The sequence below is a fragment of the Rhodococcus sp. SGAir0479 genome (assembly GCF_005484805.1).
GTDB lineage: Bacteria > Actinomycetota > Actinomycetes > Mycobacteriales > Mycobacteriaceae > Prescottella.
Genome location: NZ_CP039432.1, coordinates 2,404,479 through 2,420,937 on the forward strand (window position 1 = coordinate 2,404,479; position 16,459 = coordinate 2,420,937).

Sequence of the window (16,459 nt, forward strand, 5' to 3'; positions counted from 1 at the left end):
TACACGCTGACGACTGCGATGAGGCCCCTCACGCCTGCGCCTCGATCCCTTGGATGACGGTGTGCGAGGGCATGTAGTCGACTTCGAGGTGGTCGCCCGGCTGAATCCAGAACGTGGTCACCGGCGTCCAGTAGTGGATGCCGTCGCGCTCGCCGGAGTAGATGAGGCGTGCGCGGCCGCGTTCACGGAGGCGGCCGTTCGGCAGGGCGTAGACCACGCGGGCGCCGGCAGGCTTCGGTGGGCGGGGTCGGATCGGCCGGAAGCTTGGTCCGTCGAAGTCGCCTGCCTGGATCTGGTCGAGGTCGAATCTGGCCACGAGCGCGGGTGTGGTGTCGACAGGGGCGCTCATGCGAGCCTGCCCGAGGTGACGATGGCGCCGAGTGGCATCTCGTCGATGTCGTCGAACCGCGGCAGGACGTTGCCGCGGGCGAGACCGGCGTAGATCGGATGGGTGGGGGCATCGTGGGCGCCGGTGGGCTGCACGGGCGCTGGGGCGGCGGGGGCGGGGCGGCGAGGCTTGCGGAGGCGCATTGTTGTTCTCTCCGTTCGTTGTTGGTGACCGGCAGCGACGGAAGTGCGGCGATGGCGCTGCACAGGAACAGGAACTCCCGATGTTGGGTTCCGTCGCTGCCGGGGACTGGTGGCCCCGGACGCCGATGGGGGGTGGACGGCGTCCGGGGCAGTCTCCGCGCCGGGGGTGCGCGGAGGGCTGTGGGAAGTCGAGGGGCTAAGCAGCCTGGTCGGAGAGCGCTATCTTGCGGAACTCGGCCTTGACCGCGTTCTCCTGGAAGATAGTGAGTGGCGTTGCGCGAGCGAGGGTCTGGTCGAGCCATGCCTGCATGGCGGGCGTCCACTCGGTGGTCATGCCGCCGCCGAGGTCACAGCGAGGCGCATCAGTTCGGCGACGTCGATGTCGACCAGCTGGGCGATCAGTTCGATCTCGTCGAGCTGAAAGGGTCTGTATCCCTTCAGTCGCGCGTGGAGGGTGGTCGGGGAGATGCCGGTCTGTCTACAGACTTCGCGGAGGCTGATGTTGGCGTCGTCGAGCGCCTTCTGAACGATGCCGGCCACCGCCCGCGATAGCTTCGGTGGTTCCATACAGAACATGCTACGGCTCCATATGGAACATCGCAAGCAAATGGAAGAAGTGGTGCAAATCACCACTTTAGTGATCTTGAAAGGGTCTAAATGGAACACAAGGGGTGGCATTCGGCGGTAACGTGTTCCACATGGCACAAGCCCCGAGGCGAGTAGGCAAGTACACCGCGGCAGTCGCTGAAATCGTTCGAGACGCCGCCGAGCGACTCAACCTCACGCACGCCGCAATCGCCGAACGGACCGGGATCGCACGCCCCACAATCACGAAGATCCTCACGGGCGATCGTGCGATGGATGTCGAGCAGCTCGCGCTGCTCGCTAACGCGATAGACATGAGCGTCGCCGACCTACTCGCGGCCGCCGAGAAGCGCCTTCTACGCGGCTGAGAACAACGAAGAGGGCAGCACGCCGAACACGGCCGCCACGTCGGCGACCGACTCGACGGACATCGCCTTCGGTGATGCCAGCCACCCTTCGATCAGGTGGGGCTTTCCCCCAATCGTGAAGCCAGCCCCCGTACGTCCAGGCCCACGCGTTCCATACCCGCGGCGATCGCTCGCGCGAGAGCAACATCAGGCATACAGCTCGCCCCCATACCAAACAGTCGATCTTCTTCTGGGCATGAGAGTAAACCGGAGCGCCGACAGGGCGGAAGGCCCGGTCATACCTACCCGGAAGTAGGGATCAGAGCCACTTCAAACGGATCAACTCCGGGTCGAACTTCGGGCCCGGCTTTCCGCGGTCGATGGTGATCTCCACCAGGTTTCGGACAACCGTCCGTTTCGCGATCACCGGCATCTGCTCCCATCGCACCCGGGCGTTCGTCCCGAGCAGCTCCCCCACTGCCGGCGGCACGACGACCGCGGCTCGCCGCTCGGCGGCGCGGATCTGCGGGAGCAACTTCGCTTCGATCCGGGCGAGTGATGCCGCGGAGAGTTCGCCCGCCGCCGCCTTGTCGCAGAAGTCGTCCAGCTGAGCCCGCAGTCGAGCGGCCTCCCGTTCCGCATCGGCGACGTCGTCGTCGACGAGCTCCTGCAGGCCGGTCATCTGCTCGCACCGGGCGATGATCGCCTCGGAGACCATCAGGTCAACAGGTTCGCTCCGCCGGTAGACGCAGTGGTTCCGCAGGCACCCGTACGAGTTCCCGCCGTGACTTTTCTTCCGGCCCATGGACTCGCCGCAGACACCGCAGCGCGCGATGCCCGACAGCAGATGCACGGGCGCGCTCCCTCGCGTCGTCTTCCGCCTGGGGTCCGTCAGAATCGAACGGATGACGCGGTGGTCCTCGACGTCGATCAGCGGCTCCCACACTGCCGGCGTCAGCACGCCGAGGTGTGTCCTCAGGCCGGCGTAGGTTGGGCTCAGCAGCATCTGCCGAACCTTCTGCGTGTTCCATCGCTTGGAGCCGCGCGGAGTGGGTGTGCCGCGATCGTTCAGGTCGTTGCAGATCGAGTACATGGTCTCGCCGGCGAGTACACGCTTCGCCAGTTCCTGGACGATCGGCGCGGTCACCTCGTCTGGCACTCGGCGGCCATCGTCGGAGAGTCGATACCCGTACGCGATGCGGCCGTGCGCCCGCCCCTGGGCGGCGGCCTGCGCGTGCGCGGCTTTGATGCGCGATCGGGCGTGGTCGATCTCGTGGCGGGCGACCGCGCCGACGATGCGCGCGGTCATCTGGCCGGCGGGGTGGAGAGGTCGAGTTCTCCGGCCTGCACGGTCCGCACGGTGATGCTGCGGCGCTCGCACAGGGTGATGAATTCTTCGAGTTCGGACGGGGACCTGTGGAGTCGGTCGGTGTGCCAGGCGATGACCGCCTGGGCCTCGCCGTGGTCGAGGGCGTCGAGCATGGCGCGGTACTCGGGGCGCGGTTTGCCCGAGTAGGCGGAGATGTCGTTGTCGGAGAAGACTCGCGCGACGGTCCAGCCGAGCTGATCGGCGAGCTTCTGGCAGTCCTCCCGTTGCCGTTCGACGCCGAGGCCGGCGCCGACGCGGTCCTTCGAGATTCGTGTGTAGACAACGGCAACGGTCATGGATACAGTCTAGTCGGTATCGTCACCGGTTATCCACATTGAACGGATCGGTGATGACCGTGCCGACCACAGTGCCGTGTGTCTCGTACATCGACTTCCCCCTTCGCTGCCACCGACGTTCCCCGAAACGGCGAACGCACCGCCCGGAAGAGGCGGTGCGTTCGACGATGCCGTGAATCGGCGGCCGGTGGTGCGGCGCCGGCACGGTTGTGGATGAACCGGAGTCGTATCCACATCCCGGCCCGCAGGAGCTCTCGGCGGCGGACGGTGACGGTGGCCCGTGCTACAGGCCCGCCTCCCGGTCGCGGCGGGCGAGTTCGGCGAACATCGCGTTGTGCGCGGCCAGCTCCGCGCCGTCGTCCCGCTCGGCGGCACGGTCGACGCGCTTGGCGGCCTTCTGGTCGCTGCGCGACCACTGCACCAGCAGCGCCAGCATCACCAGGACGAGCGGCACCTCACCGGTGGCCCACGCGATCGAGCCGCCCAGCTGCTGGTCCTTCAACAGGTCGGCGTTCCACGTCAGGTTCAGCGAGCGGTAGAACGTGGCGCCCATGACCTCACCCATGCTCATGAGCGCGACACCGAAGAACGCGTGGAACGGCAGCGAGCCGAAGACCATCGCGAGCTTGGTCATGGGCTGCAGGTTGCGCGGCGACGGGTCGACACCGATCACCACCCAGTAGAACAGGTAGCCGCTGAGGATGAAGTGCAGGTTCATCAGCAGGTGCGCGGCATGACTGTCGACGTTCGCGCCGAAGATGCCGCCCAGGTACAGCGCGTAGAAGCCGCCGACGAACAGGACCGACGCGACCAGCGGATGCGTCAGGAATCTGGAGATGGGGCTGTGCAGGAAGCTCAGCAGCCACTCACGCGGGCCGGGGACACCGTCCTTGCCCGCGGGACGCAGCGCCCGCAGCGCCAGCGTGATCGGCCCGCCCAGCACCAGCAGGACGGGGGCGAGCATCGACAGCGCCATGTGTGCGCCCATGTGGACGCTGAACATCGCGGGCGCGTACCGGCCGACACCGGAGGACGTGCCGAGCAGCAGCACCACGCAACCGGAGAACCACGCGATGGTGCGCCCCACCGGCCAGCTGTCCCCGCGCCGGCGCAGCGTCCGCAGACCGACGACGTAGAGCACGGCCAGGGCGATAGCGGCGGTGCCGAAGATCAGGTCGAAACGCCAGTCCAGGACGAGGCGGCCGAAGGTGGGCGCGCCGTCGAGGTTGTAGCCGAGTTCCACCTCGGTGAGCGTCGGGATCGACGACGGCGGCGGTGGCGGGGTGCGGCCCAGGCCCACCGCGATGCCGATGGTCGCGGCGAACACGAGCGCCTCCGCGCCCGCGAAGCGGACGAGGGCGCCTCGCGACTGGGGGTCGGCGGCGAGCGCGGGCAGCGAGCGGCGGCGCTGGAACCAGCCGAAGACACCGAGCACGACGAGCGCGACGACCTTGGCGACGATCAGCCGGCCGTAGGTGGTGGCGAACAGATCACCGATCGGCATGCGGACGAGGGCGTTGACGACGCCGCTGATGCCCATCGCGACGAAGCAGATGGTGGCGACGAACGAGAACCGGCGGGCCGCGACGTCGGTGTACGCGCCGCCCCGACGGGCGTGGGCGAGCAGCGCGAACAGGCCACCCGCCCAGAACGCGGCCGCGACGAGATGCCAGATGAGGCTGTTGGTCGCCACGTCGTGGGAACCGCCGGACGAGGAGTGCCCGGTGAGCGCGATCGGGAGCATCGTGGCGATGCTCAGCAGCAGCAGGAACGGCGTCCACGACCAGCGCAGCGCAACGCGTGACGCGATCGCGAGGACCAGCGCGAGGCCGGCCGTCCACGCCCATGCCACGGCGTTCTCCACCTGCCCGATCGCCGACCACAGGTTGTCGGGCTTGATCGCCTCCGAGAACGGCTGACCGGAGGTGTCCGACAGCGTCTGCGGCACCAGGATCACCGCGCACAGCGCCCAGACGAGCGCCGCGTGCGACGCGGTACGGACGGCGCGGTAACCGTCGACGTCCAGCACACCGGTCTTCTGTGGCGGCACCATGAACGCCGCGAACAGCAGCGACCCGACCGCGATGACGGCCGCGACCTCGCTGACCGCACGCAGCGCCGGCAGTCCGTACGTGGTGAACGGGCCGGGGTCGGGAATGCCCATCAACACCAGCGCCTGGGACGCCGACATCGCCACGACCAGCGCGGCGACGACGCCCGCGAGCACGGCACTGACGGTGTACAGGGCGCCGGATCCGGCACGGGAGGACGGAACGGGAGCGCGCTCGGACTGCTCTCGCAGGGGTGTTGCCATAGCTACCAGGGTAGGACCTACGACATCGTGTCGGACTCGGACCTCGGCCCGCCGCGCGGGCCCGCGCCTGCGGCGGCGTCGGCGACGGTCGTCAACATCTCGCCCAGCGCGGTGATGGTGTGCGCCGGGAGAAAGTGATCGCAGTACGGCAGCGCGGCCAGCAGGGAGCCGGCGGCGGGCTCGAATCCCGGTGCGCCCGCGCGGGGATCGAGCCACACCAACCGGTGCGCCCGCCGCCGGATGCGGGCGACGGCGCGGCCCAGTTCGGCGGGCGGGTCACTGTCCCAGCCGTCGGACGCGATGATCACGACGGCGCCGCGCAGCAGACTGCCGTGTGGCGAGCCCGACAGCGCCGCGAGGCTCCGGGCGATGTGGGTGCCGCCGAAGCGGTCCACCACACGCTCGTTGGCCCGGGCCACCGCGACCTCGGCGTCGTGGTGCGCGAGCACAGGGGTCAGCCGGGTGAGGCGCGTCGAGAACGCGAACACCTCGGCGTCGTGCCCGGCGCGGAGCACGGCCGCGCGCATCAGGTGGAGGTAGACGTCGGCGTATCCGCGCATCGACCGGCTGACGTCGCACAGCAGGACGATCCGGCGGCGGCGCACGCGCCGGCGGTAGCGGGTCAACCGGATCGGTTCGAACGCCGTCCCGCGGGCCCGCCGCAGCGTGGCGCGCAGGTCCACCCGCCCGTGCCGGTGCGGGGCGCGGCGACGGGTGCGGCGGGTGGGCCAACGCATCGCGGCAGCCTCGAACCAACGGCCCAGCGCCGCCAGATCCTCGTCCCGGAACCCCCGAACGGCTCGTCCGCGAGCGCCTCGAGTGCGCTCGGCAGCCGCAGCGTCACGCCGGGGCCCGGGGTGTCCTCGTCGCGCGGCGCCGGCACGTCGGCCGCCGTGACCGCGGGTACCTCGCGGGTGGTCCACGGCACGCGGGTTTCGGACGCGCTCGGCGGCGCCGCCTCGGGACTGTTCTCGCGCGGACGGGACGCCCGGTGCCGGTGCGCCGCCCGGGCCGCCGGATCGAGGGGCAGCACGGCCGCGTCGAAGACCGACCCGAACACCGCGTCGAAGGCTGCGATGTCGCCGCGCCGACTCACGAGTGTGACCCGCGCGATCCAGTAGAGCCGTCGCCGATCGGTCGGGGGCAGCACGCGCAGCGCCTCCGTGAACCGGGCCCCGCCGCTGGCCGAGACCGCAACGCCCGCAGCCCGCGCCCGCGTGACGAGTGCCACCGCGAACGCCGCCAGGTCGACGCCGCGCAGCAGTGCCGCCGACCGTCCGGTCACCGGCGGCGGGACCGCAGGACCACGAACACGACGACGGCGGCCACCACCGCCGCGAGCCACGGCGCCACGCGCCGCGCGACCGACCCGCCGGCGAGCTCGAGCAGGTCGATCGGTTCGGCTTCGGGCCCCACTTCGGCGACCGGCTCGGGTTCGGGGACCGCGGTCAGCACGATCGCCCCGGACTCGGCCGCAGTCGCGCTCGCGGCGGCGGCAGCCGGCGCGGTGGCGTCGGCCGCCAGTTTGTCCGCGAGCGCCGCCGCGAACTGGCGCATCAGCTTCGACGAGACCTGTTGGATCATGCCGCTGCCGAACTGGGCGAGTTTGCCGACGACCTTCATGTCGGTCTCGACGGTGACCCGCGTCGCGCCGTCCGATTCGTGGAGGCGGGCGGTGATCGTCGCCGACGCGTTGCCGCTGCCGCGCTTCTCGCGGCCCCGCGCGTCGATCACCGCGGTGCGGGACCCGCGTCCCTCGACACGAACGAGGCGCGGCCGGCGAACTCGCTTGTCACCGGACCGACCTTGATCTTGACGGTCCCGAGGTAGTCGTCGCCCTCCCGCCCGGTCATCTGCGCACCCGGCAGCAGAGGTGCGATGCCTTCGAGGTCGGTGAGCACCACCCAGGCGCGGTCGATCGGAGCGTCGACCGTGAACTCGTCCGTGATCTTCATCGTCGTCCTCTCATCCGGTGGCGCCGCCCGTCGGCAAGTCGCCGACGGCCTCGGCGAGCACGATGCGGTCGTCGGGGTCTTCGCGATCGCGCCCAGGCTGGCGACGGCGGTGGCCGGCACCAGATCGCCGGCGCCGAGTGCGGTGAGTGCCGCGACCCAGTCGATCGCCTCGGCGATGCCGGGCGGCTTGTCCAGGTCCAGCGCGCGGGCCGAGGCGACGAACTCGGTGACGCTCGTGATCAACGGGGCGGCCGCGCCCGGCACCGTGCGGCGCAGGATTGCGGCGGCCCGCTCGGGGGCCGGGTAGTCGATCCAGTGGTAGAGACAGCGGCGACGCAGCGCATCGTGCAGGTCGCGGCTGCGGTTGGAGGTGAGCACGACGATCGGCGCCCGCTCCGCGACGAACGTTCCCAGTTCGGGCACCGTGACCGCGGCCTCGCCCAGGAACTCGAGCAGCAGCGCCTCGAATTCGTCGTCGGCACGGTCGATCTCGTCGATCAGCAGCACCGGTGGCGCCGCGCCGCGGTGCCGTACGCACTGCAGAACCGGGCGTTCGAGGAGGAACCGGTCGGTGAACAGATCGGCTTCGTCGAGTCGATCGCCGCGGGCCTCGGACAGCCGGACGGCCAGCAGCTGCCGCTGGTAGTTCCAGTCGTAGAGCGCCTCGTCCGCCCCCAGCCCCTCGTAGCACTGCAAGCGCAGCAGCGGCGTGTCCAACGCCGCGGCCAGCACTTTCGCGGCGGTTGTCTTTCCGACCCCGGGCTCGCCCTCGAGCAGCAACGGCCGGCCCAGTCGCAGCGCCAGGAACAGCGCGGTGGCGGTGCCCTCGTCGAGGAGGTAGCCGTAGGCGTCGAACCGTGCGGTCAACTCCGCGACGTCGGTGAACCCGTCGTCGCCGGCCACCGCGGTCACGACGCGTCCCGGTCCTGGTCGAGGAGCTCGCGGTACTCGTCCCAGGTGTCGACGTCGAGCGGGATCCGGCCGTCCGCCGGGACGTCGAACATCTCGATGTCCGTGCGGTCGAACAGCTTCCACACGGCCTTGTCGCCGACCAGTCCGGCGAGGTCGTCGAACACGGTGCGGCCCAACCACAGAGGATGACCCACACCGTTCTCGTAGCGGCACAACCCGATGTTCTCCATGGCCCCGCGTCCGACGAGTGCGCGCACCGTCCACGGCTGCACGCCGGGCTGGTCGCCCAGCAGCAACACGATGCCCGCGGAGAGGGGATCGACGTGCGGCAGCGCCGATTTCACCGAGGCAGCGCAGCCGCTGCCGGCGTCCGGGGCGTGGACGACGATGCACCCGCGCAGATCGACGAGGTCCTCGATGGCCTCCGCCGAACCCGGCACGGTCACAAGCAGCTGATGGAATCGGCAGGCACGGGCCGTGGTCAGGCTGGCGTCGAGCAGGGTCGCACCACGATAGGGCAACAGTTGCTTGGGGCGCCCCAGTCGCCGCGAGCCCCCGGCCGCGAGCACCAGCCCGGTCACGTACATTCCGCGCGCTCCTTCTCGTAGGTGCGGCGGCAGCCGGGCGCACAGAACCAGTAGTCCTCACCGTCGATCTGCAGGTGTGGGGTGTCCTCCTCGACGACGACGGTCATCCCGCAGACGGGGTCGATCACCGCGAGCCGCTCGTCGCGCTGCCCGCTCGGCTCCCCCGTGTCACCGGCCGCACGCTCGGCAACGTGGTCGACGCGGAGTGCCTGCACCAGCTCCGCGAGAATCGACACCGCGATCTCGCCCGGGTGCGGGCCCCGATGGCGAATCCGGCCGGGGTGTGGACCCGCTGCCGCCGCGCCGGGTCGAGCCCGAGTTCGTCGAGGATCGCGGCACCGCGGGTACTGCTCGCGACCAGACCGACGTAGCCGGCGCCCGCGTCGAGTGCGTCGCGGACGGCACTCGATTCGTCGCCGCCGAGGCTGGCCACGAGGACCGCGCACTCGCCCTCCTGCCGTGTCGCACCGCGGCGCACGTCGAGGTCGAGCGCGCCGGCGAGCTCGGCGACCGCGTCGGCGACCGGGGTCTGTCCCACCACGCGCACGATCGGGGCAGGCAGGCACGGCTGCAGGAAGATTTCCATCGCCCCGCCGGAGAGGCAGGGGTTGACGACGACCGCGCGCCGGGCACGTCCGGAAAGCCGACACCGTCCTCTGGCAGGATGCGCAGCAACAGGCTTTCCCCCGTCTCGAGCGCGTCGATCGCCGCCTGCCGCAATGAGTTCTGCGCGCAGTGACCGCCGACGAACCCCTCGATCGTGCCGTCGGCCGTCACGATCGCCCGGTTCCCCGGCGACGCCGACGTCGGTTGCTGGGCGCGCACCACGGTCGCGCGCACGAACGGGCGCCGCTCGCCGGTCAACCGGGCGGCGCGCGCGTCGAGGTCCATTGGCATCGTCTCCTCGGAGCGGGGTCAGATCGGTGGGGTGGCCCGCCCCTGCATCGCCTCCCACACCCGGGACGGCGTGAGCGGCATGTCCGCGTGACGCACGCCGTAGGGTTTCAGCGCGTCGACGACGGCGTTCACCACGGCGGGCGGGGAGCCGACGGTCGCGCTCTCCCCGATCCCCTTGGCGCCGATGGGATGGTGCGGTGACGGGGTGACGGTGTATCCGGTCTCGAGGCGCGGCACCTCGAGCGCCGTCGGGATCAGGTAGTCCATGAGCGAGCCGCCCAGGCAGTTCCCGTCCTCGTCGAACGACACGATCTCCATGAGCGCCATCCCGATTCCGTCGGTGATGCCGCCGTGCACCTGACCCTCGATGATCATCGGGTTGATCCGGGTACCGCAGTCGTCGACCGCGAGGAACCGGCGCACCATCACCTGACCGGTGCCCGGATCGACGTCGACGACGCAGAAGTACGCCCCGTACGGGTACGTGAGATTTTCCGGGTTGTAACAGATCTGGGCCTCGAGCCCGCCCTCGATACCGTCCGGCAGATCGCCGGCGCCGTACGAGCGCATCGCGATGTCGCCGATGGTGACCGCGGCCGACGGATCCCCCTTCACCTGGAACGCGCCGCCGCGCTCGTCGGTCTTGACCCATTCCAGATCGGCGACCGACACCTCGAGCATCCCCGACGCGATGATCTTCGCCTTGTCCCGGACCTTGCGCGCCACCAGCGCGGCCGCCGCACCGGACACCGGCGTGGACCGGCTGCCGTAGGTGCCGAGTCCGAACGGGGTGTTGTCGGTGTCGCCGTGCACCACGTCGATGTCCTCGGGTGGGATGCCGAGTTCCTCGGCGACGATCTGCGCGAACGTGGTCTCGTGGCCCTGCCCCTGGGTCTGCACCGACAACCGGACCACCGCCTTGCCGGTCGGGTGCACGGTGAGCTCACAGCCGTCCGCCATGCCGAGCCCCAGGATGTCCATGTCCTTGCGGGGTCCGGCGCCGACCGCCTCGGTGAAGAACGACATCCCGATGCCCATCAGTTCCCCGCGCTCGCGGCGCTCGGCCTGTTCCCGGCGCAGGTCGGCGTAGCCGATCATGTCCATGGCCTTGCGCATGGTGGTCGCGTAGTCGCCGGAGTCGTACTTCCATCCGGTCTTGGAGGTGTACGGGAACTGGTCCGGCCGCAGCAGGTTCTGCAGCCGCAGCTCGGCAGGATCCGCGCCGAGCTCGAACGCCAGACAGTCCACCAGACGTTCGACCAGGTAGACGGCCTCGGTGATGCGGAACGAGCACGCGTAGGCCACCCCGCCGGGCGCCTTGTCGGTGTACACCGCGGTCATGTGGCAGTACGCGGCTTCGAGGTCGTAGCTGCCGGTGAACACCCCGAAGAACCCCGCCGGGTACTTGACGGGCGCCGCGGTGCCGTTGAAGGCGCCGTGGTCGGCGAGGACGTCGGTGCGGATCGCGAGGATCCGGCCCTCGGCGGTCGCGGCGATCTCCCCCACCATGATGTAGTCGCGTGCGAACCCGGTGCTCGTGAGGTTCTCGCTGCGGTCCTCGACCCATTTGACGGGTTTGCCCGTGAGCAGCGACCCCACGATGGCGCACACGTAGCCCGGGTAGATCGGCACCTTGTTCCCGAACCCGCCACCGATGTCCGGTGAGACGACGCGGATCTTGTGCTCGGGCAGCCCCGCCACCAGCGCGTACAGCGTGCGGTGCGCGTGCGGTGCCTGCGTGGTCGACCACAGGGTGAGTTTGCCGTCGACGGCGTCGTAGTCGGCGACCGCTCCGCACGTCTCCATCGGCGCCGGATGCACGCGGGGGTAGACCATCTCCTGCCGCACCACGATGTCGGCGCGGGCGAACGCGGCGTCGGTGGCGGCCGAATCCCCGGTCTCCCAGTCGAAGCAGTGGTTGTCCCGTTTGCCGTCGAGGTCGGTGCGGATGACGGCCGCGTCCGGGGCCAGGGCGGTCCGGGCGTCGATCACGGGCTCGAGGGGGTCGTATTCGACGTCGATGAGTTCGAGGGCGTCCCGTGCCGCGTACCGGTCCTCCGCGACGACGAACGCCACCTCCTGCCCCTGGAAGCGGACCTTGTCGGTGGCCAGCACGGCCTGCACGTCGTTCGACAGCGTCGGCATCCACGCCAGCCCCTTCTCGGCGAGATCGGCACCGGTGACGACGGCAGCGACCTTCGGGTGCGCCTGTGCCGCAGTGGTATCCACGCGCACCAGCTTCGCGTGCGCGACCGGGGACCGCAGGATCGCCAGGTGCAGCATCCCCGGCAGCTGGACGTCGTCGACGTAGCGGCCCTGGCCGCGGATGAAGCGTGGGTCCTCCTTGCGGAGCATCCGGCCGTGCCCGCACGGCTTCCCGTCGTTGGCCGCGTGGTCGAGGTCGGCCGTTGCGGGTGCCTCGTCGAGAGTGGTCACGACGCACCTCCCGTCGTCAGAGTGTCCGCGCCGCTGTGTTCGGCCGCCCACCGCACCGACCGGACGATGGTGGTGTACCCGGTACAGCGGCAGATCTGGCCGGAGACGGCCTCCCGAATCGTCTGCTCGTCGGGGTCTGGATCGCGGTCGAGGAGCGCCCGAGCGGTGATCATCATTCCGGGTGTGCAGAATCCACACTGCAGGCCGTGGCACTGCATGAACCCCTCCTGCACCGGATCGAGGGCCCCGTCCTTCGCGAGTCCCTCCACGGTGCGCACGTCGTGTCCGGCCGCCATCACCGCCAGCATCGTGCACGACTTCACCGGATCCCCGTCGACGGACACCACGCACGTGCCGCAGTTGCTGGTGTCGCAACCCCAATGGGTTCCGGTGAGCCCCAGCCGGTCCCGCAGGAAGTGGACCAGCAGCATGCGCGGTTCGACATCGTCGGTGACCTCGGCTCCGTTGACCCTCATCGTCACCTGCATCTCACGCCTCCGTTCGTGCGACGCCGGCTCGCTGCGCGGCGGCGCGCAGGGAGCGGACCGTCAGTTCACCGGCGAGGTGCCGCTTGTAGGCGGCGGTGCCGCGGGTGTCGGTGACCGGCTCACACGCCTGCGCCGCCAGCTCGCCGGCCCACCGGAAGGTGTCCTCGTCCACCGGCCGGCCCGCCAACTGTTCACCGATCCGGGCCACCCGGTCGACGTCCGCCTCCACAGCGGTGAGACCGATCCGGGCGCGGCCGATGCGGGTGCCGTCGAGCGTCAGCGCCGCCCCGGCGGCGGCGATGGCCCAGTCCCCCACGCGCCGATGCACTTTCGTGTAGGCGCTCGACACGGAACGGACGATCGGGATCCGGACCTCGACGAGAAGTTCGTTGCCCCGGACGTCGGTCTCGTACGGGCCCACCACGAAGTCGGCCATCGACACCTCCCGCACCCCGGCGGGTCCGCGGACCACGCACACCGCGTCGACCACCGAACAGACCGTCGTCAGATCCTCTGCGGGGTCCGCCTGGCACAGCGACCCACCGATCGTCCCCCGGTTGCGGACCACCGGGTCCGCGATCACCCGTTCGGCGTCGCGGAAGATCGGGAGGACGGCGGCCAGGGCGTCCGACTCGAGGATCTCGCGATGACGAGCCAGCGCACCGATTCGCACGACGTCCGGTTCCACGGTGACGTAGCCGAGCTCGGCGGCCAGGTCGTTGATGTCGACGAGGTACTCGGGATTGGCCAACCGCAGCTTCATCATCGGCAGCAGGCTGTGTCCGCCGGCGACGACCCTGGCCTCGTCCCCGAGCCGGTCCAGCAATGCGATCGCGTCCGCCACGTCGGCGGCGCGCTCGTATTCGAACAACCCCGGAACCTGCATGTGACACTCCTCACAGAGCGTGATGGTTCCAGCCTGTGCCCGGCCGAGCCCGTCGTCAAGGCCGATTCAGTGATTGCTTCATCGCGGCACCGCAATCATCCGGAAGGTTCGTGATGGATACGTCCGCCCAGGTCACGCAGGCGCCGACCGCGTCCGCCCCACCGCGCGGCGATGATCTCCGCTGCGATGGACACCGCGGTCTCCTCCGGCGTCCGGGCCCCGAGGTCGAGCCCGATCGGACTCGACAGACGGGCCAGTTCGGTGTCGGTGAGGCCGGCGTCGCGCAGGCGCTGCAGTCGGTCGAGATGGGTGCGCTCGGACCCCATCGCCCCGACGTACCCCACCTCCGGGAGCCGGAGGGCGACACTCAGCAGCGGGACGTCGAACTTGGGGTCGTGGGTGAGCACGCAGATCACCGTCCGCCGATCGAGCGCGCCGGCGGCGGCCTGCGCGGACAGGTAGCGGTGCGGCCAGTCGACCACCACCTCGTCGGCGGTCGGGAAGCGGCTCGCGGTCGCGAACACCGCCCGCGCGTCACATACCGTCACGCGATAGCCGAGGAACGACCCCTGCCGCGCAACGGCCGCCGCGAAGTCGATGGCGCCGAACACCAGCATGCGTGGCGGCGGCGCGTAACTGGCGACGAACACCCGCATCCCATCGCCGCGACGCTGGCCGTCGGGCCCGTACTCGAGTACCGCGGTCCGTCCCGCCGCGAGCATCCCCCGGCCGTCGTCGACCACGGCCTGATCGATGCGCGCGGAGCCCAGCGATCCGTCGGCCGAGTCGGGCCGGACGACCAGGTGTCGTCCGATCCGGGACCGGTCGGCGTGGTCGACGACGGCGGCGACCGCGACCGGGCGACCCGCATCGACGTCCGCGGCCACGGCGCCGAGACCGGGGAACGTGCGGCGCGAGACGGGCTCGACGAACACGTCGAGAATGCCGCCGCACGTGAGTCCGACGGCGAACGCGTCCTCGTCGCTGACGCCGTACCGTTCGAGGACGGGTGCTCCCGTGCCGACGACCTCGGTCGCCAACTCGTACACCGCACCCTCGACGCAGCCCCCGGAGACAGAGCCGGCGACCGTTCCGTCCGGTGCCACCACCATGGCGGCGCCCGGATCGCGCGGCGCCGACCGGAACGCCGCGACGACCGTGCCCAGTCCCGCGGTGTCCCCCGCCCGCCAGATGTCGAGCAGCTCGGGCAGGACGTCGCGCATGTGTCAGCCTCCCTGCCCCGGCCGGCGCGGCTCGCGGCGACGGCCGATTCGCGGATGTCGATCTCTGCCGGGACGTAGGCTCGGGTCCGTGACACCCGCTCAACTGCGAGCCTATTCCGCGGTGGTGCGGCTCGGATCGGTTCGAGCGGCGGCACGCGAACTGGGCATGACGGATTCGGGTGTCTCCATGCACATCGCCCAGCTCCGCAAGGAACTCGACGATCCGCTCTACAGCCGCCGGCCGTCCGGGCTGGCCTTCACCCCCGGCGGTCTGCGGCTCGCCAGCCGCGCCGTCGAGATCCTCGGCCTGCAACAGCAGACGGCGCTCGAGGTGAGCCAGGCCGGGCACGGGCGGCGCCTGCTGCGGATCGCGGCGTCGCCGCTGTTCGCAGAGCACGCCGCCCCCGGTCTGATCGCGTTGTTCGCGAGCCGAGCCAAGGACCTGTCCGTCGAGTTGAGCGTGCACCCGATGCGGCAGTTCGCGAATCTCGTCTCCTCGCGTGCGGTCGACGTCGCACTGGGCCCCCGCACGCCGGGCGACCGGCAACCGCTGTTCGTGCACCCCTTCTTGCAGTACGAGGTGCTGACCGTGTGCGCGCCCGACCATTCGCTGGCGCGCACCCGGCCGTCGATCCGGCACCTCCGAGAACAGCAGTGGTTTCTGGGCCCGTCCGCCGCCGGCGGCGACGGCGTCACCCGCCACATGCTCCGCGCACTCGACATTCCCCGCGAACAGCAGCGCATGTTCCAGAGCGACGCCGCCGCCGTGGAGGCCGTGCGGCGGTCGTCGGCCCTGACGCTCGCGCTCGGTTTCGCGATCGGGGACCAGCTCTCCGCCGGCTCCCTCGGGCTGGTCGAGGGCCCGGAACTCCGTGCGGCCGGTGAGTGGTGCGCGACCACGCTGCCGCATCAGCACCTGCAGCCCGCCGCGTCCGAACTGCTGCACTTCGTCGGCACGCCCCGGTGCATCCAGGCGATGATTCGCGGCACCGGTGTCGATGTCAGCCACTTCAAGCCGAAGGTCCACGTCACGCTGTGGAGCTGACCGGGACGGTCCCGACACCGGTGACCCGGATGTGCATTTGATCCCCGTTCAGCGGGTATGCTTCTGGCCGCGCCTCCGTAGCTCAGTTGGATAGAGCAAGAGCCTTCTAATCTCTAGGTCGCAGGTTCGATTCCTGCCGGGGGCACCAGATAGTGCTCATTCAAACCTTCGACACGGTCGGGGCTTTTCTATTTGTGCCCCGACGAGGGTGACGTCGCGGTTGGGTAGCCCCCCGTCGTTGGGCCAGGCGTTCCGACGGTGGCAACCTGCGGCGCGCAATGCCGCCTTTGCTCCTCCTTGAGCAGGTCGAGGGGAATGGCCCCGACGTAGTGGGCCTGGAGCAGGCGGGTGCGCTCATTGGTTGTGCGTTGCTTCTGGGTAGCCAATCGCGCCGCTCTGCCTCGATCCGTGCGTGCGTCGCTGCAAGTCATCACTGGGTGGTTTCGCGTCGTGCTTCAGGCGTCAGCTGGATGACGCGGTACTCCGCGGCGACCAGGTCTTCGACCTCCACGATGCGAACCGCCTTCCGGGTGCAGTTGGTCAACCTTTCGTGGCGACTGGTGATGAGTTGCGTGCGGTCGATCTTGT

At 70.2% G+C, this 16,459-nt stretch carries 14 protein-coding genes, 1 tRNA gene and 4 pseudogenes; 3 read left to right on the plus strand and 16 right to left on the minus strand.

Annotation, left to right across the window (positions count from 1 at the left end):
• Positions 1-28 precede the first annotated feature (28 nt).
• The 4 genes from E7742_RS11285 to E7742_RS11295 form a co-directional block, all read right to left on the minus strand.
• Positions 29-349 carry a hypothetical protein gene (locus E7742_RS11285; protein WP_137799036.1) on the minus strand — a complete coding sequence of 107 codons (321 nt, stop codon included), beginning with the start codon at positions 347-349 and terminating at the stop codon, positions 29-31.
• A complete protein-coding gene (locus tag E7742_RS11290; protein ID WP_137799037.1) occupies positions 346-531 on the minus strand; it encodes a hypothetical protein in 186 nt (61 codons plus the stop codon). The genes E7742_RS11285 and E7742_RS11290 overlap by 4 nt, the downstream gene beginning before the upstream one ends.
• A 196-nt stretch (positions 532-727) precedes the next feature.
• The gene (locus tag E7742_RS23225; RefSeq protein WP_175420468.1) at positions 728-865 is read right to left on the minus strand and encodes a hypothetical protein; all 138 of its coding nucleotides are present in this window, start codon (positions 863-865) and stop codon (positions 728-730) included.
• On the minus strand, positions 862-1,098 hold the full coding sequence (locus E7742_RS11295) for a helix-turn-helix domain-containing protein (protein WP_175420469.1): 237 nt from the start codon (positions 1,096-1,098) through the stop codon (positions 862-864). The genes E7742_RS23225 and E7742_RS11295 overlap by 4 nt, the downstream gene beginning before the upstream one ends.
• A gap of 131 nt (positions 1,099-1,229) precedes the next feature.
• Between E7742_RS11295 and E7742_RS11300 the strand changes: the two genes are divergently transcribed.
• Positions 1,230-1,484 carry a helix-turn-helix domain-containing protein gene (locus tag E7742_RS11300; RefSeq protein ID WP_137799039.1) on the plus strand — a complete coding sequence of 85 codons (255 nt, stop codon included), beginning with the start codon at positions 1,230-1,232 and terminating at the stop codon, positions 1,482-1,484.
• Positions 1,485-1,782: 298 nt separating this feature from the next.
• Here the strand turns inward: E7742_RS11300 and E7742_RS11305 are convergent, their stop codons facing one another.
• From E7742_RS11305 to E7742_RS11360, 12 genes and pseudogenes are all read right to left on the minus strand, one after another.
• Positions 1,783-2,772: a recombinase family protein gene (locus E7742_RS11305; protein WP_137799040.1), complete on the minus strand. Its 990-nt coding sequence runs from the start codon at positions 2,770-2,772 to the stop codon at positions 1,783-1,785.
• Positions 2,769-3,128, minus strand: coding sequence for a recombinase family protein (locus tag E7742_RS11310; RefSeq protein WP_137799041.1), 360 nt, complete (start codon positions 3,126-3,128; stop codon positions 2,769-2,771). Before E7742_RS11310 ends, E7742_RS11305 begins: the two co-directional genes overlap by 4 nt.
• 283 nt (positions 3,129-3,411) lie before the next feature.
• Positions 3,412-5,442, minus strand: a complete 2,031-nt coding sequence (locus E7742_RS11315; protein ID WP_137799042.1) for a cytochrome c oxidase assembly protein — start codon at positions 5,440-5,442, stop codon at positions 3,412-3,414.
• An 80-nt stretch (positions 5,443-5,522) separates the two neighbouring features.
• Positions 5,523-6,727 (minus strand): annotated as a pseudogene (locus E7742_RS11320) (vWA domain-containing protein); the annotation flags it as partial.
• Positions 6,724-7,397: pseudogene (locus E7742_RS11325) on the minus strand (SRPBCC family protein). The pseudogenes E7742_RS11320 and E7742_RS11325, both read right to left, overlap by 4 nt.
• A 72-nt stretch (positions 7,398-7,469) precedes the next feature.
• A pseudogene (locus E7742_RS11330) lies at positions 7,470-8,264 on the minus strand (AAA family ATPase); the annotation flags it as partial.
• A gap of 41 nt (positions 8,265-8,305) precedes the next feature.
• The gene (locus tag E7742_RS11335) at positions 8,306-8,896 is read right to left on the minus strand and encodes a nucleotidyltransferase family protein (RefSeq protein WP_137799043.1); all 591 of its coding nucleotides are present in this window, start codon (positions 8,894-8,896) and stop codon (positions 8,306-8,308) included.
• Positions 8,887-9,787 (minus strand): annotated as a pseudogene (locus tag E7742_RS11340) (XdhC family protein). Before E7742_RS11340 ends, E7742_RS11335 begins: the two are co-directional and overlap by 10 nt.
• A 24-nt stretch (positions 9,788-9,811) precedes the next feature.
• Positions 9,812-12,229 (minus strand): aerobic carbon-monoxide dehydrogenase large subunit, encoded by a 2,418-nt coding sequence (locus E7742_RS11345; protein WP_137799044.1) that lies wholly within the window; start codon positions 12,227-12,229, stop codon positions 9,812-9,814.
• A complete protein-coding gene (locus tag E7742_RS11350) occupies positions 12,226-12,717 on the minus strand; it encodes a (2Fe-2S)-binding protein (protein WP_137799045.1) in 492 nt (163 codons plus the stop codon). The genes E7742_RS11345 and E7742_RS11350 overlap by 4 nt, the downstream gene beginning before the upstream one ends.
• 1 nt (position 12,718) lies before the next feature.
• Complete coding sequence (locus E7742_RS11355; RefSeq protein ID WP_137799046.1) at positions 12,719-13,603, minus strand: FAD binding domain-containing protein; 885 nt, start codon at positions 13,601-13,603, stop codon at positions 12,719-12,721.
• Between the two features lie 95 nt (positions 13,604-13,698).
• On the minus strand, positions 13,699-14,826 hold the full coding sequence (locus tag E7742_RS11360) for an XdhC family protein (protein WP_137799047.1): 1,128 nt from the start codon (positions 14,824-14,826) through the stop codon (positions 13,699-13,701).
• Between the two features lie 88 nt (positions 14,827-14,914).
• On the opposite strand from E7742_RS11360, the gene E7742_RS11365 reads away from it, so the two are divergent.
• Together E7742_RS11365 and E7742_RS11370 are read left to right on the plus strand one after the other, a co-directional pair.
• Complete coding sequence (locus tag E7742_RS11365; RefSeq protein ID WP_137799048.1) at positions 14,915-15,871, plus strand: LysR family transcriptional regulator; 957 nt, start codon at positions 14,915-14,917, stop codon at positions 15,869-15,871.
• A gap of 71 nt (positions 15,872-15,942) precedes the next feature.
• Positions 15,943-16,019: transfer RNA gene (locus E7742_RS11370), tRNA-Arg, on the plus strand.
• Positions 16,020-16,459: the final 440 nt, after the last annotated feature.